General features: G+C 40.8%; 16 protein-coding genes. 11 read left to right on the top strand and 5 right to left on the bottom strand.

Going from position 1 to position 21,132, the window contains the following annotated elements; translation table 11 throughout:
* The first annotated feature begins 81 nt into the window (after positions 1-81).
* Positions 82-1,800 carry an acetate--CoA ligase gene (acsA, locus tag FQ085_RS07945; RefSeq protein WP_058385762.1) on the top strand — a complete coding sequence of 573 codons (1,719 nt, stop codon included), beginning with the start codon at positions 82-84 and terminating at the stop codon, positions 1,798-1,800.
* A 46-nt stretch (positions 1,801-1,846) separates the two neighbouring features.
* Here the strand turns inward: acsA and FQ085_RS07940 are convergent, their stop codons facing one another.
* On the bottom strand, positions 1,847-4,819 hold the full coding sequence (locus tag FQ085_RS07940; RefSeq protein WP_149456347.1) for a transglycosylase domain-containing protein: 2,973 nt from the start codon (positions 4,817-4,819) through the stop codon (positions 1,847-1,849).
* 372 nt (positions 4,820-5,191) lie between these two features.
* On the opposite strand from FQ085_RS07940, the gene tyrS reads away from it, so the two are divergent.
* Positions 5,192-6,457: a tyrosine--tRNA ligase gene (tyrS, locus tag FQ085_RS07935; RefSeq protein WP_149456346.1), complete on the top strand. Its 1,266-nt coding sequence runs from the start codon at positions 5,192-5,194 to the stop codon at positions 6,455-6,457.
* 49 nt (positions 6,458-6,506) lie between these two features.
* On the opposite strand, the gene FQ085_RS07930 is transcribed toward tyrS, so the two are convergent.
* Positions 6,507-7,313 (bottom strand): cobalamin-binding protein, encoded by an 807-nt coding sequence (locus FQ085_RS07930; RefSeq protein WP_149456345.1) that lies wholly within the window; start codon positions 7,311-7,313, stop codon positions 6,507-6,509.
* A 365-nt stretch (positions 7,314-7,678) separates the two neighbouring features.
* Here FQ085_RS07930 and FQ085_RS07925 point away from each other — a divergent pair, with 365 nt between their 5' ends.
* Complete coding sequence (locus FQ085_RS07925; RefSeq protein WP_262499773.1) at positions 7,679-8,470, top strand: STAS domain-containing protein; 792 nt, start codon at positions 7,679-7,681, stop codon at positions 8,468-8,470.
* A 313-nt stretch (positions 8,471-8,783) separates the two neighbouring features.
* On the opposite strand, the gene rpsD is transcribed toward FQ085_RS07925, so the two are convergent.
* Positions 8,784-9,386, bottom strand: coding sequence for a 30S ribosomal protein S4 (gene rpsD / locus FQ085_RS07920; protein WP_149456343.1), 603 nt, complete (start codon positions 9,384-9,386; stop codon positions 8,784-8,786).
* A 333-nt stretch (positions 9,387-9,719) separates the two neighbouring features.
* On the opposite strand from rpsD, the gene megL reads away from it, so the two are divergent.
* On the top strand, positions 9,720-10,928 hold the full coding sequence (gene megL / locus FQ085_RS07915) for a methionine gamma-lyase (RefSeq protein WP_149456342.1): 1,209 nt from the start codon (positions 9,720-9,722) through the stop codon (positions 10,926-10,928).
* Between the two features lie 43 nt (positions 10,929-10,971).
* Here megL and FQ085_RS07910 read toward each other — a convergent pair whose 3' ends face one another.
* Positions 10,972-11,451, bottom strand: coding sequence for a GAF domain-containing protein (locus tag FQ085_RS07910; RefSeq protein ID WP_058385754.1), 480 nt, complete (start codon positions 11,449-11,451; stop codon positions 10,972-10,974).
* Between the two features lie 48 nt (positions 11,452-11,499).
* Positions 11,500-12,300 carry a histidinol-phosphatase HisJ gene (gene hisJ, locus FQ085_RS07905; protein ID WP_149456341.1) on the bottom strand — a complete coding sequence of 267 codons (801 nt, stop codon included), beginning with the start codon at positions 12,298-12,300 and terminating at the stop codon, positions 11,500-11,502.
* 152 nt (positions 12,301-12,452) lie between these two features.
* On the opposite strand from hisJ, the gene ezrA reads away from it, so the two are divergent.
* The 7 genes from ezrA to FQ085_RS07870 all read left to right on the top strand — a co-directional run bounded on the left by ezrA (position 12,453) and on the right by FQ085_RS07870 (position 21,098).
* Positions 12,453-14,156 carry a septation ring formation regulator EzrA gene (gene ezrA, locus FQ085_RS07900; protein WP_149456340.1) on the top strand — a complete coding sequence of 568 codons (1,704 nt, stop codon included), beginning with the start codon at positions 12,453-12,455 and terminating at the stop codon, positions 14,154-14,156.
* 58 nt (positions 14,157-14,214) lie between these two features.
* Positions 14,215-15,318, top strand: a complete 1,104-nt coding sequence (locus FQ085_RS07895; RefSeq protein ID WP_149456339.1) for a cysteine desulfurase family protein — start codon at positions 14,215-14,217, stop codon at positions 15,316-15,318.
* 6 nt (positions 15,319-15,324) lie between these two features.
* Positions 15,325-16,527 carry a tRNA uracil 4-sulfurtransferase ThiI gene (thiI, locus tag FQ085_RS07890; protein WP_149456338.1) on the top strand — a complete coding sequence of 401 codons (1,203 nt, stop codon included), beginning with the start codon at positions 15,325-15,327 and terminating at the stop codon, positions 16,525-16,527.
* 207 nt (positions 16,528-16,734) lie between these two features.
* Complete coding sequence (mbcS, locus tag FQ085_RS07885; protein ID WP_149456337.1) at positions 16,735-18,309, top strand: acyl-CoA synthetase MbcS; 1,575 nt, start codon at positions 16,735-16,737, stop codon at positions 18,307-18,309.
* Between the two features lie 192 nt (positions 18,310-18,501).
* Positions 18,502-19,419 carry an EamA family transporter RarD gene (gene rarD, locus FQ085_RS07880; protein WP_149456336.1) on the top strand — a complete coding sequence of 306 codons (918 nt, stop codon included), beginning with the start codon at positions 18,502-18,504 and terminating at the stop codon, positions 19,417-19,419.
* A 74-nt stretch (positions 19,420-19,493) separates the two neighbouring features.
* A complete protein-coding gene (gene sppA / locus FQ085_RS07875) occupies positions 19,494-20,507 on the top strand; it encodes a signal peptide peptidase SppA (protein WP_149456335.1) in 1,014 nt (337 codons plus the stop codon).
* Positions 20,508-20,519: 12 nt separating this feature from the next.
* Positions 20,520-21,098, top strand: a complete 579-nt coding sequence (locus tag FQ085_RS07870; RefSeq protein ID WP_149456334.1) for an RDD family protein — start codon at positions 20,520-20,522, stop codon at positions 21,096-21,098.
* The last annotated feature ends 34 nt before the right edge of the window (positions 21,099-21,132 follow it).

Below are 21,132 nucleotides of genomic sequence, written 5' to 3'. Positions count from 1 at the left end.
TTTCTAAAGAGTTTAAATAGTTCGCAATAATTTGTGGCAATGTTGTAGAATATAAGTAATCAACTTGAAAGGGTGAACAGTATGAATGTGAAAATCTTACCAGCAAAACCAGGAATTCATCAATTACATAATTACGAAGAAATAGCTGCCAATTTTGATTGGGCTGACGTTGAAAAAGAATTTAGTTGGTATGAGACTGGTCGAGTTAACATGGCGCACGAAGCCATTGATCGTCACGCAGATTCCGACCGGAAAAACAAAGTAGCTCTTTACTACAAAGATCAAAATCGTAATGAGTCATACACGTTTTATGAAATGAAGCGTATGACAAATCGTGCAGCTAATTTGTTAAAAGAAAATTCAACATTAGCAAAAGGAGATCGCCTCTTCATTTTTATGCCTCGTTCTCCGGAGCTCTATTTCATGATGTTCGGAGCGTTAAAAATGGGGCTAATTGTCGGCCCGCTGTTTGAAGCATTTATGGAAGGCGCTATTTACGATCGACTTGACGACAGTAGAGCCAAATCAATTGTTACAACGCCAGAACTATTAGAGCGGATTCCTTATGATCGTTTGCCGGAGCTTGAAACGATTTTTCTAGTAGGGGAGAACGTTAAAGCGCAAGACGGACACGTCGATGTGTTGAAACAGTTACCGGTCAGCTCAGATACATTTGATATTGAGTGGTTAGACAAAGAAGATGGTTTGGTTCTTCACTACACATCTGGTTCTACAGGTAAACCAAAAGGTGTCTTGCATGCCCAGTATGCGATGGTCCAGCAGTACCAGACAGGGAAATGGGTGTTGGACTTTAATGAAACGGATATCTATTGGTGTACAGCGGATCCAGGCTGGGTGACAGGAACAGCTTATGGCGTGTTTTCGCCTTGGTTGAATGGCGTGACGACCGTCATTTTAGGTGGACGCTTTTCTCCAGATGGCTGGTACAAAGCCATTGAAGATTTTGGCGTAACAGTTTGGTATAGTGCACCGACAGCTTTCCGTATGTTGATGGGCGCAGGAGATGCACTAGTAAAAGAATATGATTTATCGACGCTGCGTCATGTGTTGTCTGTAGGGGAACCGTTAAACCCTGAAGTGGTCAGATGGGGAGCGGAAGTATTCGACAAACGTATTCATGATACGTGGTGGATGACTGAAACGGGAGCACAAACTATCTGTAATTATCCATCTGTCGACATTAAGCCAGGTTCAATGGGGAAACCGGTGCCGGGCATCAATGTTGCCATTGTCGATGACCAAGGCAATGTATTGCCACCTAATCAGATGGGGAACTTAGCGATTGAAAAAGGATGGCCAGCAATGATGCGTCAAATTTGGAATAATCCAGCGAAATACGATTCTTATTTCTTAAAAGATAAATGGTATGTTTCAGGGGACTCAGCTTATATGGACGAGGAAGGGTATTTCTGGTTCCAAGGTCGCGTGGATGACGTCATTATGACTTCTGGTGAGCGAGTTGGACCATTTGAAGTAGAAAGCAAATTACTGGAACATCCAGCAGTTGCTGAAGCCGGGGTGATTGGTAAGCCAGATCCGGTACGTGGCGAAATTATTAAAGCGTTTGTGGCATTAAACGATGGCTATGAGCCTTCAGAAGAATTGGTTCAAGATATTCAGCAATTTGTTAAGAAAGGGTTAGCTGCCCATTCGGCACCACGTGAAATTGAGTTTAAAGACAAACTTCCGAAAACACGAAGTGGTAAAATTATGCGCCGAGTGCTAAAGGCTTGGGAACTTAATTTGCCAACAGGTGACTTGTCTTCCATGGAAGATTAATAGCAAAAATCCCGATTCGCTAAACGAGCGAATCGGGATTTTTTAGTTACGCTGCGTCATCTTCAGCAGGCTTTTCAGGATCCGGTTTTTCAGGTTCTTCTGGTTTCTCAGGTTTTTCAGGATCCGGTTTTTCTTCAACTGGCTTTTCCGGTTTTTCTTCAGGAGGAGTTTCCTCTTCTTCAGGAGGAGTCACAACTTCTTCTTCAACCGGTGGTGTTTCTTCTTTTTCTGGTTCTTTATCTTCAGGTGGTGGAGTTGGTTTTGGTTCAGGCTTTGGCTTTGGTGCAGCAATGCTGACACTATTTGAAGCACCTGATTGTTTGCCTGTGATGTCTACAGCAACGACTGTATAACTTCCAGCCCCACTCGCGCTATATGAATTGCTTCTCGATTCCGAAATAGAAGCAACGCGTGAGCCGCCTTTGTAAACTCGGTATCCAACAACATCAGTTGAACCAGAATTGGTCCACGTAATGGTTTGGCCGCTAATTGCTGCTTGAACAGCTCCAGGAGCAGCGCCATCTGCTTTGAAAGTTGCCCCTGCAACTACTGAAGAGAATTTTGAATTACCAGGGAACAATTTACCAGCATCTCCGCCGAACGGAGCCATCATGCGATCAATGTATTTTTGCGATACACCAATGCCTCCACCAGAGACGAATTCGCTGGGTGTAGTTGATAAAGCTGTATAACGTTTACCATTAATTGTTGTAAAGGAACTACTTGTTAAACTATCATCTTGTCCTTTTGGAAGCATAACGTTGGCATTAAACAAATCTGAACGTACAAGGCCAGCACTTTGACAAGCTCCTCCTGGTGCCAAGCCAGAAATTCCACAAAACGACTTGGTAACGACACCTTCAGGTTGTTTGAAAGTCGACTTTGCTCCAACTAGCTCTGGAACTGTTTGATAAGTGGTGTTCATTAAGCTTGCCCACAGTTGGTTGACACGAACAGAAGGCTGTAAATTCGAATTCGGGAAATTATCAAGTGAATATTTTTCGCTATCGTATCCAAGCCATAGACCCATCGTAATGTTTGGGTTATAGCCAACTAGCCAAACATCTTTTGTGTTCTGAGTAGTTCCTGTCTTCCCGGCGAAGTCGCCACTAAAATTTAGTAAACTATTCGCTCGGTTCGCGGTACCGCGATCTGTAGTAAACACATCTCTTAACATATCGGTCAAAATATAAGCAGTTTGCGGTGTATAAATTTCTTTTTCGGCAACTTTGTGTTCAAAAATGACATTGCCATCTGCATCTTCAATGCGTTGAATCATATACGGCTCAACTTTTTTACCGCCATTTGCGACAGTGGCATAACCACTCGTTAACTCTTCTACAGATCCTTCGACACCACCACCTAAAGCAGTAGCAGGATAATAGTTTGATTCCTCTTTGACTTTGGAGAAGCCGGCATTGATCAAGTAATTGATCGGCATTTGCTCTCTAATTTGACCAAACAAGCGAAGAGCTGGCAAGTTTTGAGATTGTGCTAGCGCATCACGTGCTGACATGATGCCTTGTTCGCTAGAAGGGATGAAGTTTGCAGGCGAGTAACCGTCAGCTAATTTGAATTTCACATCAACAACGGGACTTCCTGCACCAATCGTACCAAGGTCAAGAGCTGGTCCGTATACGAGTAAAGGTTTTACTGTAGAACCAATCGAACGATATGCTTGAGTTGCGTGATTCAATTCTTCAATTTCAAAATCACGTCCACCGACAAAACTTAAAATACGTCCTGTTTTGTTTTCCATCATCATGCTTCCAACTTGAACAGGAAGGTCTTTCATTTTGTCTCCGCCGTCTTCACTTGGTACGGACAATGTTGTGCCGTAACGTGCATAAGCGTCTTTTGCCTTTTCGTGAGCCAAGTACAGCTCTTTGTTAATGGTTGAGTGAATTCGGTAACCATTTGAACGAACTGCCCGGTCAGCTAAAATTGCATATTCCTCGTACAGCTTATTGTTTTCTTCAAGTGATTTCGGATCTATACCGTCTTTTTCAGCAAGCACATCCATAATAATACGTGCTGCTCGTTTTTCGAGCTCATCTGTAATATACGGTTCGCTATCTCGTGAACGTGATTCGTTTTCACGAAAATCTTTAACGATGTCATAAGCAATGGCAGCATCGTATTCTTCTTGTGTGATGTACTCAGTTTCTTTCATTCGGAATAAAACGGTTTTCATCCGATCGATTCCTGGTGCTAATCCATCCGCGTCTTTCAACTGGCCAACTGAATTATAAGGTGTGTAGCGGAAAGGGGCTTTTGGTATTCCAGCGATAAAAGCAGATTGAGGCAAGCTTAATTCACTTGCTGACTTGTTAAACAGTCCATTAGCTGCAGTTTCAATTCCGGCAATGTTAGCACCTGATGAGTTTCTGCCGTACGGTATAATATTGAGATAAGCTTCCATGATTTCATCTTTTGTCATAAACTTTTCAAGACGCATAGCAAGGAGAATTTCTTTTGCTTTTCGCTCGTAAGAAACTTCGTTTGTCAAAATTTGGTTTTTAATGAGCTGTTGTGTCAGCGTCGATCCACCTGTTTGACTATCGGAGTTTGCAACATCTTGAAGTAGGCCGCGGAAGATGGCTTTTGGAACAATGCCTTCATGTTCCATAAAGTATTCATCTTCCGTTGCAAATACAGCGTCGATGGCGGTCTGTGAAATTTTATCAAGTGTTGTTTCTTTTCGTTCCAAGTCAGTCTGAATTTTTCCGATATAGACATCGTTATCAAAAAACATTTCTGACGTTTCCACATAGCTGTAAATTTCGTTTCGCATTTCATCTTCAGAACGAAGCTTTTCTTCATCAACGAGCGAAGCAAAATATCCTGCTCCAACCGATGCAGCAAAAACTCCTCCTGTCACTAAGACAATGGCCAGAATCAAGGCTAAATTCCACAGGACTCCTGATGTTATACTCATTCGCTTGAACCACTTACTTGAAGTCCATCTATCAGTTGTTTCTTCGGCTTTATGAATCCAATTTTTTATTTTATCGCGCACATGATCACCCTCCTAAAATCTTTTATAGTATATCATAAAGTTATAATTGCATCGAAGCATATTGACAATATTGAAAAATAACGTAAACTACTACTATAATTCATATTTAAAACGATGAAGGTCCCGAAGTAGAGTGTGCAATTTTGTTTAGAGAGCTGGTGGGTGGTGCAAACCGGTCAAAATGCATAGATCGAATTACAGGTCTGGAGTTTACGGAAGTGTCCCGTATGGCACATGATGAGAGGGAGACTGTGTTCTCCAAGCTGGGTGGTACCGCGCTAATTGCGTCCCTGCATGAATTTTTCATGCAGGGGCTTTTTTATGTGGTTTTTTATGGCGCTCATCTTTTTAAAAGTTAAAGGAGGAATTGGAATGGCTAACGAATTAATTCAAGATTTACAATGGCGCGGTTTGTTATACCAACAAACAGATGAAGAAGGTATGGAGAAGTTACTAAATGAACAAAAAATTTCATTATACTGCGGAGTCGATCCAACAGCAGACAGTATGCATATTGGGCATATTGTGCCGCTCCTTACATTACGCCGTTTTCAAATGCATGGCCACCAACCGATTTTATTAGTCGGTGGAGCTACAGGCATGATTGGGGATCCTTCAGGTCGCAACGAAGAGCGTCAATTGCAAACGACCGAACAAATTGACCGCAACGTCGAAGGCATCAAAGTTCAAATGGAACAAATTTTTGATTTTCAGTCTGAAAACGGAGCCAAAATGGTTAATAATCGCGATTGGATCGGTGCGATGAACGTGATCGAATTCTTACGCGATTACGGCAAACTGATTTCAGTTAACTACATGCTCGCAAAAGATTCAGTTGCGTCACGCTTAGAGACAGGAATTTCGTTTACAGAATTTGCTTACACGCTTATTCAAGCGATCGACTTTAACCATCTGTACAATGAACACAATTGTCGCATTCAAATCGGTGGTTCGGACCAATGGGGGAATATTACCTCAGGTCTTGAAATGATTCGCAAAACACATGATGAAGAATCTAAAGCATTTGGTATTACCATTCCACTGGTCACAAAAGCGGACGGTACGAAGTTTGGGAAATCAGCCGGTGGTGCAGTTTGGTTAGATCCAAAAAAGACAACACCTTACGAGTTTTACCAGTTTTGGATCAATGCCGCTGATGCAGATGTAATCAAATACTTGAAGATTTTTACATTCATTAGCCGTGAAAACATTGAGGCGTTAGAAAAAACGGTTGAAACTGAAGCACATCTACGCCAAGCGCAAAAAACGCTGGCAGAAGAAATGACAAAACTGATTCACGGGGAAGCTGCACTTGCAGATGCTCAGCGTATTACCAAAGCGTTGTTCAGTGGAGACTTGAAAGCTTTGTCTTCTTCAGAGATGAAAGCCGCATTTAAAGACGTTCCTTCTGTGGAAATGTCAAAAGAAGACAAGACAATTGTGGACTTGATTGTAGAAGCCGGTATTTCTTCGTCAAAAAGACAAGCGCGTGAAGACGTTACAAATGGTGCAATTTCAGTAAATGGTGAAAAAGTAACTGACGTAGCATACATTGTTGATGGAAAAGACCGTTTGGAAGATGCTTTTGCCATTATCCGCCGCGGCAAAAAGAAATACCATATGGTGCAATTTCAATAAAAATGAAGAAAGGACAGCCGGATTTTGGCTGTCCTTTCAACATAGCAGATTAAATTTGCTTTTCTTTAATGAAGCGAGGCAGTGCCATATCATTGAATTCATTCGGATGAATGAGTTTTCCTAAGCGGATAGCGCCTTCAATCAAGCGAGGAGAAGGTCGGCAATACAATTCTTCTTCCATTACATGAATGTGGTTGATAGCGGTCATGTCATCCCAGCCGGGGCGTTTTTTAACGAGTTCCGGTTTTACTTTTGCCGTTAAAATACCGACCCAGGCAAGTAAAATATAATCAGGTTGGCGCTCGAGTACATCGGCCCAATCTGTTTGGATATTAGCAGAATCAGTGTCATCGAACAAATTTCTAGCGCCGGTAATGGCACTGATTTCTGTTAGCCAGTTGATGTTACCTGGTGTGAAAACAGGCTTTGGCCACCATTCCCAGTACAACGATGGACGAGTTGCAGCAAGTTGCCCACGTGTTTTGATGTCTTCAATGACGGCTAGGTATTCGTTATGAACAGTCGTGGCATCGAGTCCACAAGCATGCGCGACCTTTAACAGGTCTTGTCCGATTTCTTCTAATGACTGAGGATCCAAAATAAGGTGAGGGATTTTTCTCCGCACCAACTCGTCTATGTTCCTTTCCATTCCAGGAACACTCAATGACGCCAATACCAAGTCAGGTTGTAACGCTTCTAGTTCATCCATTCGAATCGACAAGTCAGGTCCTAGACGAGGCAATGTTGTAATTTCTTTAGGCCAGTCAGAATAATCATCAACCCCGACGAGTAGATGTTCGGCATCTAAAAATGCTAGTAATTCTGTATTGCTCGGGCAAATTGAAATAATTCGCATTTAGCTCCACCTCCATTTTTTCAGTCTACCATGTCTATTGATTAAATTCTTTCAATTCGGTGAAATTGATAAAACAAAAGCGTGTAAGGGGATTGGGGAATTTGCGTAGTACTTTTTTAAAAAGAGAAAGAGCAAGTCTCAACGTTTAACTTTCAAAAAAATGGGTATTCATAGTTGAGTAGAAAAACTAAACTGCTAAACAACAATGAAATTATTAGTGAGAGCGGGGTGAGGCTATTGCCAAATGAGACGAGAAATTTTCGAACTTGTATTATGCGAGTACCTAATAGTCGATTTGCCGCAATAGCTATTAAATGTTGAAAGACCAAGATTTATATGAACACTTGAGCGCAAGAACTTGGAAAATGACTGAAGACTGGTACCATTCACTGGACAAAAGTAAAGCCGGTGTTTATGGTTCGACCGATCCGGATAAAATCGCTCTATTAAAAAAACAAAATCATGAATTTCATCTTTTGTTTTGTACGATGTTTAAAGAGGGGAAGCTTAATTTTAAATCAGACTTTCAGCATTGGATAGATCTGGTTGCCACGGACGAAGCGCATCTCGACACACCTATTGTAGAAGTTATTGGTGAATTTTTCCGGACTCAACAGCAATACTTGGATGAAATTGAACGTTTTGCTTTGAATCATAAAGAGCAGGTAAGTCTTGAAAAGCTGATGGAATGGACAAAAACAATCGTCAAAGTAATTAGTGAGGTAAGTCTTAAATTCACAGATAAAAATTCCATGGCTGCAGAAAGACGGATGAACTCACAGCAACAAATGATTGTGGAAATGAGTGCGCCAGTCATTCTGTTGGCTAACAAGATTGGAATGCTACCATTGGTCGGCGAAATCACGCCACATCGTGCAGACATTATTTTTGAAAAAACATTGGCACAAAGTTCGAAACACGATTTAGAAAAACTATTTATCGATTTATCAGGCGTACCGATGATTGATACGATGGTTGCGCAACAAGTGTTCCAGCTAATCAAAGGTTTAGAAATCATTGGTGTAAAAGTGGCTTTATCTGGCATTAGTCCAGTCATCGCTCAAACTGCTGTGCAGTTAGGCATTAAATTTATTGACATTGAAGTGTACAACACGCTTGCTCAAGCATTAAAACAAAATAAAGTTGATTCATTGTAATAGAAATCCCTAGAACCAATAAAGGTTCTAGGGATTTTTTGTGATTTATTATAGTGAAATCTGGTTTTATTTGCGGTGACTGTGTGGTTGTTTGCGGGATCGCTCACTTTGTTTGCGCGAAAGACCGGATTGTTTGCAGGGAGGGAGTTTATTTGCGGGAAAAAGGGGGTTGTTTGCGGATTAAGCTAGTTTGTTTGCAGCGGAGGAGAAGTTGTTTGCGTGATAACCAAGTTTGTTTGCGCTTTCCAAAACCCAAAGAAAAAACCTCCCAAACCTTAAAAAGGTTTGAGAGGTTTTCGAAATCAAGTTGGAATTAACGTGAGTAGTACTCAACGATCAACTGTTCGTTGATTTCAGCAGACAATTCGCTACGCTCTGGAAGGCGTACGAATGTTCCTGTTTTGCTATCAGTATCGATAGTTACGTATTCAGGAACAAAGTTGTTTACTTCGATTGCTTCGTTTACTACATCAAGGTTGTTTGATTTTTCACGGAAAGCAATTGTTTGTCCTGGTTTCACGCTGAATGACGGGATGTCAACGCGTTTGCCATCAACAAGGATGTGGCCGTGGTTTACGATTTGACGAGCTTGGCGACGAGTGCGCGCAAGACCTAAACGATAAACAACGTTATCAAGGCGAGCTTCAAGAAGGATCATGAAGTTTTCACCGTGTTTGCCGTCCATTTTACCAGCTTTGTTGAACAAAGTTTTGAACTGACGTTCGTTCACTCCGTACATAAAGCGTAGTTTTTGTTTTTCTTGTAATTGCAAACCATATTCAGAAACTTTTCTGCGCTGGTTAGCACCGTGTTGACCTGGTGCGTAAGGGCGTTTTTCTAATTCTTTACCTGTGCCTGTAAGGGAAATTCCTAAGCGGCGTGACAGTTTCCATGCTGGACCTGTATAACGAGACATATAAGTCTCCTCCTCTATTTTTGGTTTTTAGAGTAAAATAAAAACCAGATGCATTCATGCTGCAAGCCATTTTATATTCTTGTACCTTCGCTCAGCAGCCAAAGAGTTACACGATACACCTGCTATGAGGAATAAAATGGGCAAACACGCACATACAACTGCTGCGATTATTTTACACAAAGCATAGTATAACTGAATTTAGAACTGTAAGTCAACAGTAACCCCTATAAAATAGTTAGGCAACCTAACTTTCTTTTTTTGATAGGACAAGGTAGAATGGAAATGAGTATGTATGTAAGCGCTTTCTATAATTAGGTAAGGGGTGTATGTGTAATGAGAGATAAAGAAATGAACATTGAGACGGCGGTTATCCATAAAGGGTACGACAGCACTAAACATCATGATAGTTTGGTGACACCGCTTTATCAAACTTCAACGTATTCGTTTGCAAATGCCGAGCAAGGGGAAGATCGTTTTGCAGGGAATTGCGAAGGAAATATTTACTCGCGTCTCGGAAATCCAACAGTTCGCGTACTCGAAGAACGAATGGCAGAAATCGAAGGCGGTCAAGGTGCATTAGCTTTTGGGTCGGGGATGGCCTCGGTTAGTGCAATTTTGATTTACTTAACAAAAGCGGGAGATCACGTTCTTTGTTCACGGGGGATTTACGGCTGCACGTTCGGTTTGTTGGAGATTATGGAAGAGAAATATGGCATTACGCATAGCTTGGTGTCGATGACTACTGAAGAAGAGGTAGAAAATGCGATTCGCCCAGAAACGGTCTGCATATACGTAGAAACACCTATCAATCCGACTATGGAACTCGTGAATCTTGAAGCAGTCATGGCGGTAGCGAAAAAACACAACATTCGAGTCGTTGTAGATAATACCTTCTGTTCACCTTACTTACAAAATCCATTGCGAATGGGCGCAGACTTTGTTTTGCATAGTGCGACGAAATACTTGAATGGCCACGGAGATGTAGTTGGTGGCGTTTTGGTCGGAAGTGATGCAGAAGAAATGCAACATATTCGAATGACGGTACAAAAAGACGTCGGTGGTATTATGTCGCCATTTGATGCATGGCTATTGCTTAGAGGATTAAAGACACTTCATGTCAGAATGGATCGACATGTTAGCAATACAAAAGTAGTTTTAGAATTTTTAAAACAACAAGAAATCGTTAAAAATATATATTACCCGTTTGATGACAGTCATCCGCAAGTTGAAATTGCGAAACGCCAAATGCGTGAAGGTGGCGGTTTGATTTCATTTGAAATTGAGGGTGGTAAAAAAGAAGCGCAAGCCTTTTTAAATGCGTTATCACTGATCAAAATTGCTGTTAGTTTAGGAGATGCAGAAACATTGATTCAGCATCCAGCTACGATGACGCATGCGGTCGTGCCACCTGAAAGTAGACAAGCAATGGGCATCAGTGATTCCTTACTGCGTTTATCAGTTGGACTTGAGCATACAGACGACTTAATCGAAGACTTAAACAAAGCATTCGAACAAGTGAAACCAAAACTTCAAGAAATCTAAAAAAACCCGAAACTCATCAATTGAGTTTCGGGTTTTCATTCGATTATAAATGCTTCATCAACACTTTGGCGAATAGTTCTAAGCCTTGCTGATCTTCTTCTGTGAAACGACTTAACTCAGGGCTATCAATATCAAGAACCCCAATCACTTGATCTTCTTTCATCAATGGCACGACAATTTCAGAACGTGACGCTGCATCACATGCAATGTGACCAGGAAATGCTTGAACGTCTTCTACTAACATGGTTTTTTTGTCAGCAACGGCTGTACCGCAAACGCCTTTTCCGACTGAAATTCGTACGCATGCCGGCAAACCTTGGAAAGGCCCAAGAACAAGTTCGCCTTCTTCCATCAAATAAAATCCAACCCAGTTGATGCGTTCAAGAAATTGATTGAGTAAAGCAGAGGCATTACTTAAATTAGCAATGCTGTTTTTCTCACCGTCTAATAAAGCATCTAATTGTTTTGAAAGCATCGTGTATTGTTCAATGCTACTGCCACTGTAATCTGTTTGTGTAAACATAAAGAATTCCCTCGTTTCGGTGTATTGTATGTTGAAAATCAAATCCGCTTAACTTAAGTAAGTATAAATTTTGTCGTAATGCTTATGCAAGCCATTGACACTATGGGCGTCTGAGCCGAATACTAACGGAACGCCAAGTGATTGGGCGAATTCGATATAAGGGAGCGGAGGATAGGCTTCCAAACAATCTGATTTCGAGTACCCCGCCCCGTTTACATCCAGTTCTAAGCCGGTGTTCTTTATTAGCTCGAGAATGTGTCGGATTTGTTTGTCATCATTGATGTTCTCGCCATGTGCTTTTTGGAATTTGTGAATTAATGTGGGATGACCAATTCGTCTGGGTTTGAATTGGCCAAGATCTGCGTAAATCGATTTTTCAAGCGTGTCATAGTAAAGCTGATAGGCAGCTTCTACAGATCCGCAAGCCGTTGCGAGTTCTGTAAATACTTCTTTACTAAAGTCAGCGCAAACATAGTGGTCATTTACGTGCAGGAAATGAACCGATAAAATAGAATCATCTAATTCCGGACCAATTTCATCCAAAAAAAGGGCTGTTTCTTTTTCAAAGCCTTCAATGTAATCAACTTCCAACCCTAATCGAATGCGAATATCTTTTTCATAAACATGCTTAAGATGGGTAATTTCATTTATATAGGCAGTTAGCTGAGTTGTGCTCATGCCGCTGTCTTGATCAGGAGTAGGATCTGAAAAGTTAGCTGGAAGTGGAGCGTGTTCAGTAAAAGAGATATCCGTAAATCCGGACTTTATTGCTTTTTCAATATATAATTTTGTTGAGTCTTTTGTCCCGTGTGGACAAAAGGGGGTGTGAATGTGACCGTCTCGCTTCATAAAGGCATCCTCTTTTCTGTCTATTAAAAAATATAATCGCTTTTCTTCTAATTTGGCAAACAAAAGAGTAGAATACATGTTAAAATAAAAGAATCATGAATACATTTACGTATAACTGGTAATGTGATTTGGAACAGGGGGCTATGTGACTTATGATGGAGTATATCATCATTGCGGTCATCATTCTATTAGCGGTAACAATCATTGGTTTTATGTTTCGTAAAAAACATTTAGCTGAAATTGAGCGCTTGGAACAGTTAAAACTGCAAATACAAAATAAACCGATACTTGAAGAATTGACTAAAGTGAAACAGTTGAACATGAATGGCCAGACAGAAGAAATGTTCGAACGCTGGCGCAACGTGTGGACTGAAATTATGGATGTGCATATTCCGAAAATTGATGCTGCTTTATATGATGCAGAAGAAGCAATTAATCGTTTCAGATTCAACAAGGCGACAAAGCTAGAACAAGATACAGAAGTTAAAATTGATCTTGTGGATCAGCAGATGAACGGCATTTTGGTAGAACTAAAAGAGTTGATTGGTAGCGAGGAAAAAAATCGCAGTGAAATTGATCTCCTTCAAGAAAAATACCGTCGTGCACGCAAAAACTTATTGGCTCATCAGCATTCTTACGGGATGGCTGCTGTACCGTTAGAGAAAAAACTTGAGTCTTTTATTCCGTTATTTGATGAATATGAACAACTGACCAATGAAGGGAATTACCTGAAAGCACGTGAAACCGTCATTAGTTTATCGTCAGAAGGCGAAGAGGCGTTTTTACTAGTTGATGACATTCCACCGTTATTGTCGGATGTCCAAACTAAAATTCCTTCTTACGTTGCTGAATTGCGTCAAGGCAAAGAAGAAATGGAAGAGCAGTCTTATTACTTAGGACATTTAGAATTGACTCTTCAACTGGACGAAATAGAAGAAGAACTAGAAGTATTAAAAGAAAATATAACGCTTCTGGAAATTCCACAAACGAAAATTGCCGTCGAAAAAATAAAAGATCGCATCGATTCATTTTATGAACTTTTGGAAAAAGAAGTGGAAGCGAAACAATATGTAGACGAATTCCGCATCGATACAGAGCGTCATTTAGAAGTTGTGGCACGAGATACGAAAGAAATGGAAGAAGAGTGTAGATACGTTCAGCATAGCTATAAAATTAGCGAAAGCGAAGCGGCCATTCCAAAGTCATGTATGGATAAAATGGAGCAATTAGCGAAACGCTATAGTTTGCTGGCATCACGTCTCGAAGAAGATCAATCGGCATATTCAAGTCTTCAAGAAGAATTGGTTCATATTCGTGAGGATTTATCGATTGTTGACTCGACACAAATTGATTTTATGACGGCACTTAAGAGCTTGCGCATCGAAGAAAACAATGCGCGCGCGAAAGTAGAACAGTTGAAACGCAAATTGCAAGAAACCGATCGTGTTTTGCATAAAGCCAATATACCGGGTATTCCAGAAGACATGGATGTGCGTCTAGAAGAAGCCGAAGAACACCTTTTCGTGACAATACAGACTTTGCGTGAAGTACCATTAAACATCAAGCTTGTGGATAATTATTTAGAACAAGCTGAAAAAAGTATTGAAGACGGTCATACTAAAGCAGTTGAAATGGTTGAAAATGTACTTTTGATTGAGCGCATCATTCAATATGGCAACCGTTACCGCAAATCCAATCTTCAGTTAGATGCCAAACTTGAAGAAGCTGAAGAATCATTTAGACAGCTTCGTTATACAAAAGCATTAGAAGAAGCGGCAACTGCAGTCGAAAACTTTGAACCAGGTTCGATGAAACGGATTGAAGTGCTGGTTAAAGAAGACGCATGGCGCATTTAAAACAACATGTAAAACCACCAGCTAATCTGCTGGTGGTTTTCTTTTCGGAGGTGAACAGATGATTTACTTGGATAATAGCGCAACCACAAAACCAAAAAAAGAAGTGCTCGATGCGTACATGAAAGTGAATGAGCAATTTTATGCAAATCCGTCTTCATTGCATGTGCTCGGAAACCAAGCAGAAGATTTGCTAGAAACCGCACGAACTCAATTAAAAAATCTGTTGCATATGGAGAATGTTGTCTTTACTTCTGGTGGTACAGAAGCAAACAACTTAGCATTGATTGGTACAGCTCAGAGTTATCAGCATAGAGGCAAGCACATCATCACTGCTGAAACAGAGCACCCTTCTGTCTTAAATAGCCTTGTTGCGCTAGAACGACAAGGCTTTAACATCACGCGTTTACCGGTCGATTCTTCCGGGGGTATTCATGTTGATGAATTGAAAAAATCGTTGCAGAACGATACAATTTTAGTTTCATTAATGCATGTCAATAATGAAATAGGCACCATTCATCCAATTGCAGATATTGCTCGTCTGTTAAGAAAAAGACGTATTTTCTTTCATGTGGATGCAGTGCAAAGTATTGGGAAACTGACATTTGATCCAACCGCTTTGCCCGACTTGATCACACTATCGGCACATAAAATTCACGGACTAAAAGGCAGTGGGCTTCTAGCATATTCTGGAGTTGAATTAGAAACGATTCAATATGGAGGAGGACAGGAATCGGGGATACGCAGTGGTACCGTTTCTGTACCAAATGCAGTCGCTTTAGCAAAAGCATTAAGGTTAGTAGAACCAAATCCACTACACAAACAATGGAATCAAGAGTTACGCCAATTTTTCTCAGGGTTTAACGGCGTAAAAATAGTTAGCCCAAAACAAGCTGCTCCTCACATTCTAGCAGTAGCTGTAAAAGGCATTAAAGGTGAGATTTTGGTATCGGGTTTGCAAAAAGAATCGGTCATTGTTTCCACTTCAAGTGCCTGCTCTTCGAAAACGCGTCATACGAGTCGAGTAATTCAAGCAATCGGTTTGCCGCGTGAATTTAAAGATGGTGTGATCCGTATCAGTTTTGGAGAATTTACAACAGAGCAGGATATTATTGCACTTAAAAAAGCATTTCAGCGGGTATACCGCATGATTAAAGGAGTTTAACGATAAATGAAAATCAATCAAGTTCTCGTACGTTACGGCGAATTATCAACCAAAGGCAAAAATCGCAGTTCATTTATTGGACGGCTGCGAGATAATGTCAGACAGACTTTTTCTGACTTGAAAGGAATCCAAATCAAAGCAGAGCGTGACCGGATGTTTATTACATCAGACAGTGAGCAACAATTGGCACAAGTGATTGAGCGCTTGCCACATGTATTCGGTATCCAATCGTTTAGTCCAGTAACAGCATGTGAATTAGACATGGAAGCAATGAAAAAAACAGCAGAAGCAGTTATCGCTAAAATTGAAGATACCGATAAAAGTTTTAAAGTATCGGTAAAACGACCATTCAAAGAATTTCCTCACGAAAAACCGGAAATCATGAAAGAACTCAGCTCACATGTATTAAGAGTCTTTCCAAATCTAAAAGTTCAAATGAAAGACCCTGAAATTGATTTGAAAATAGAAGTTCGAAAAGAAGCTGTTTATATGATGGCAGAAGTGATTCAAGGAGCAGGTGGTTTGCCAGTGGGAGCGGGCGGTAAAGCATTGCTCATGCTATCGGGTGGTTTAGACAGTCCGGTTGCAGGCTATCATATGCTCAAACGTGGCGTTAGACTAGAACTGATTCATTTCTTTAGTCCACCGTTTACTAATGAACGTGCCAAGGAAAAGGTATTTGATTTAGCTGAAAAGCTATCGCAGTTTGGTTCATCCGTCAATTTGCACATCATTCCGTTTACACAGCTTCAGCAAGAGGTACACAAGCAAGTGCCGGATAACATCACGATGACTTCGACGCGGCGCATGATGATGCGCGTAGCTGATTTGGTGATGGCTGAGACAAATTGCCGAGCAATCATTACAGGAGAAAGTCTAGGACAAGTAGCAAGCCAAACGTTAGAAAGTTTACAAGCGATTAACGCGGTCACAAACACGCCCATTTTGCGGCCGCTAATTGCGACGGATAAGTTGGAGATTATTGATACAGCTCAAAAAATAGGCACATACGATATTTCTATCCGTCCGTTTGAAGATTGCTGCACGATTTTTACACCAGCAAATCCCAAAATCAAGCCAAAACTTGAAAAAGTCGAGTACTACGAGAACTTTGTTTCGTTCGATGAAATGATCGGTGAAGCAGTATCTCAAAGAGAAGTTATTAAGTTTCCACGCATTAAAGAGAATCAGTTTGAAGATCTTTTATAATAGCTAAGCTGCCTTTTACAGGCAGCTTTTTTTGTGATGCATAACTTTAGTTCGCGAGTTAAATCTGGACTAAACGTACACAATCAGCAACAGAAAATAAGAGTTCTTTTTAAAAATTTAACTAGATGAAATTATATGAATAATTAAAAATTTAATGTATAATGATATGGATATAACAATTAGCTCTAGTCAGAGGAGGGAAACAGCATGAAAAGAGAAGAATTACTAGCGCCGGATTCGTATAATTTGGTGGAGGAAATTGAGCGATACGCAACAGGTGACGGCAAACTTGCGATTCTATGGGAAAACGATCAAGGGGAAAAACACCAACTTACATATGATGAATTAATAGAGCGTGCAAATCGTGCAGCGAATAGTTTTGAAACAGCAGGTCTTGTTAAAGGTGACGTCGTGCTCGTAATGGTGCCACGTTTGATCGAAGCATATGTTGCGTATATCGGAGCACTAAAGGCGGGCTTAGCGGTCATTCCCAGCTCTGAAATGCTTCGGGCAAAAGATATTGCGTACCGCTTAAATCACAGTGATGCAAAAGCGGTAATCGCCTATGAGCCGTTCATGGATCAATTCGAAGGTGTGAAGGAAATGGACAATGTCGTGAAGTTTGTCATTGGAAAATCAGGAAATTCATGGATTTCTTTAGTTGATGAAATGGCTGCTGCTTCTCCTGAATACATAGCAGCGCCTACTAAAAAAGACGATATGGCGTTCTTATCTTATACTTCAGGAACTACCGGCAATCCCAAAGGAGCCGTACATAGCCATGGCTGGGCATATGCACATCTTCGAACGTCAGCGGAGCACTGGCTCGGTGCAAAAGAAGGGGATGTTGTTTGGGCAACCGCAAGTCCAGGTTGGCAAAAATGGATTTGGAGTCCGTTCTTAGCGACACTAGGTAGCGGAGCTACCGGTTTTGTTTATAATGGTAAATTTGATCCGACTATTTATTTAGAACTCATGGAAACACGCAAAGTCAATGTGTTGTGCTGTACGCCGACAGAATACCGGTTGATGGCAAAACAAAAAGATTTAGCCAACTATCATTTGTCCGCTTTGCACAGCGCAGTGTCTGCGGGGGAACCACTTAACGCAGAAGTCATCAATGTTTTTAAAAATCATTTTGACATAGAAGTCCGCGATGGTTATGGCCAGACGGAAAATACGTTGCTGGTCGGAGTTATGAAAGGCATGGAGTCTCGCATTGGTTCTATGGGCAAACCGACGCCTGGCAACCATGTCGAAATCATTGATGAGTTCGGTAACCCGTGTCCAGTTGGTGAAGTGGGGGATATTGCTGTTCATGTTGAGACACCTGCTTTGTTTAAGGAATATTTTAAAGATCCCGAACGAACCAAGATGCAATTCCGCGGAGATTATTATGTAACGGGTGATAAAGCATCAAAAGATGAAGATGGTTATTTTTGGTTTGAAGGTCGAGGAGACGATATCATTATTTCTTCGGGCTATACAATCGGACCTTTTGAAGTAGAAGATGCACTGGTTAAACATCCGGCTGTTCAAGAATGTGCTGTTATTGGTGCACCCGACGAAATACGCGGCACGATTGTCAAAGCTTTTGTCGTATTAGTAGAAGGTCATACGGCTTCAGATAGTTTGGTAAAAGAATTACAAAATCACGTAAAAGAATTAACCGCACCTTATAAATACCCTCGGGCAATCGACTTTTTAGCAGAGTTGCCAAAAACGGCATCTGGTAAAATTCGACGTGTGGAATTACGCCAGCAAGAACACGCAAAAAAATAAATGCAACCCCAAAAACGGCACTTCTCTTATTAAAAAAGAGTTGCCGTTTTTTGATTTGAACTTGAGCAAGAATGGGTAACGAATGTTTCTATAATTGAACGAATCATTATTTACTTTCTGCTCCCATCAAGCCTATAATGAGACTATTATTTCGGAATATAAAATTTAATAAAGAATGGTGAGCGATGTAGAATGACAGATTCAAAAAAAGGCGTTTTGGTCATTATTTTGACTTATACATTATGGGGATTTATGCCGATTTTCTGGAAACAAATTAGTCACGTTCCAGCGGACGAAATCCTAGCAGGAAGAATTATATGGTCTTTCGTATTAACTTTTGGTTTTATTCTTTTAACTAAAGGAGGTCGCCAATTGTGGCTTGATCTAAAAAAGCTGTGGATATCAAAGAAGAAATTTTTCTTGTTGATGTTGGCGTCGTTCCTCATCTCTGCTAACTGGTTTTTTTATGTCTATGCGGTTTCGCATGACCGGATTGTTGAAACAAGTCTCGGCTATTACATAAATCCGTTAATTTCTATGCTGTTAGGAGCTATTTTTTTAAAGGAGAAATTGTCTCCAGCGGTAAAAATTGCTTTTCTTTTAGCGGCAACTGGTGTTTTGATTTTAACTTTCTCTTTTGGTTCTTTGCCGTGGCTTGCGCTCGGTATGGCTTTCAGTTTTGCTTTTTACGGTTTGATCAAAAAAACCATTCAATTAGATGCTTTGCGCGGACTGGCAATTGAAACACTTTTTGTTTTTCCGATTGCAATCGCCTATTATATCTATTTGATGTCAGTCGATCGCGTTTCTTTTTTAGAGACAGGACTAACAACAGACGTGTTGTTAATCGCTAGTGGATTGGTTACTGCTTTCCCATTGTTATTGTTTGCAATCGGTGCTCCATTGATTCCGATGTACATGATTGGGTTTTTGCAATACATTGCTCCGTCGCTAATGCTGCTAATTGGGGTTTTCATTTACGGTGAAGCTTTTACAACAGTCGATATTATTTCTTTCTCGTTGATTTGGAGCGCTTTAATTTTGTTTACTTCTTCAAAAATTTTGGAGGCACGGGGAATTCGAAAGGCAAGCAGGAAAGTTTCGGTTTAGTGTTTCTTTTTTGATGAAACATTTGCGAGTGTTTCACGTATAGTAAGAGTAGAACTAAGGAGGGAATGGTATAAATGAATACAAAAAGATGGATTGCTCTAGTTGTAGCGGCAGCTGTACTCGGAATTTCATTGGTTATCAACTCAGCATTTGCTTTTCTTCAGGGTGGTTTTACTGAAGGTGTTGACGAACTCGTAGCGAGTACGCAATCAAGTTTTTCGGAAGTTGTGGTAGAAGATGGAGATTTTGATAACCGTGTAGCTGTTTTAAATGTAGATGGTGTGATTCAAGACACGGGAGATGCAGCTTCACTATTTGGAACGACTGGTTATAACCACTCTTTCTTTATGGAACAATTAGAAAATGTTAAAGAAGATCCTACGGTTAAAGCCGTTGTACTTACCGTAAATTCACCGGGTGGTGGCGTTGTGGAGTCGGCGGAAATATACGATAAGATTATTGAAATTCAAGAAGAAACAAAAAAACCATTTTACGTATCAATGGGAGCAGTAGCTGCATCAGGTGGCTATTATATTGCAGCACCAGCAGAAAAGATTTTTGTTAACAAGGAAACCTTAACTGGCTCTATCGGTGTCATTATGCAGAGTGTCAATTATGGTGAACTAGCAGACAAACTGGGTGTGGATTTTGTGACGATCAAGTCGGGTCCATATAAAGATATTATGAGCCCAACCCGTGACATGACAGAAGAGGAACGCGTAATTCTTCAAGAAATGCTAGATGATTCATACGAGTCGTTTGTCGATGTAATTGAAGAAGGCCGTGACATGACAGAAAAAGAAGTAAAAGCTGTGGCAGACGGACGTATCATGAATGGGCGTCAAGCAGTAGAGGCGAATTTAGCGGATGATTTCGGATTCGAGGAAGACGTAATCGCACAAGTAAAAACTGATTTCGATTTAGGTAATGCACAAGTATTCCAATACGGAGCTTCGCAAGGCTGGGGTTCGCTTTTATCCATGAAAATGAATTCGTTTTTCGGTAACGATCTCGAAACACAAATGATTACAAAAATGCTAACTGAATACAGTTCTCCGCGTATGATGTATTTATACGGTGAAAAATAAGGAGGGACCACAATGACAGACCACGAAACGAATGAAACCACAGTGGAAGTGCCCGTCACGAAACAGCGTCCTGAAACCGGAGGATTTGAAGAAGTTCTTTTTTACGAACGGAAACCGGCTGGATTTTGGGTGCGATTTTGGGCTTATCTAATCGATTTACTGGTTATTGCGGGCCTTACTGCTATTCTAGTCAAACCTATATTTGCTTTAACAGGAATAGAAACAACCAGTATTCCTTGGTATGCGCCGTATGCAATTGTATCGGCCATCCTCTTTTACGGCTATTTTGTGTTAATGACAAAATTCTTTTGTCAAACTGTCGGAAAGATGGTTATGGGGATCCGTGTAGTGTCTTTGAAGTCCGATAGCATCTCTTGGATGACGCTCCTGTTCCGCGAGTGGATTGGTCGCTTTCTTTCCGTGACCATTTTGCCGCTCTACTGGATTGTTGGCTTTACACCGTTAAAACAAGGCGTCCACGACTATATTGCTGACACGACAGTTGTTCATGAAGAGTCTTTTAGAAAAAATAGATTGATGAAGAAAAAGCACATAGAGGGGTCTGGGTTGCATGACACCCAAGCATTTTAGTATGATAAAGAGACTAATGAAAGGGAGGCGTATT

Origin of the sequence: Planococcus sp. ANT_H30 (genome assembly GCF_008369335.1) — a bacterium.
Lineage (GTDB): Bacteria > Bacillota > Bacilli > Bacillales_A > Planococcaceae > Planococcus > Planococcus kocurii.
This window is presented reverse-complemented; position numbering and strand designations above follow the sequence as displayed.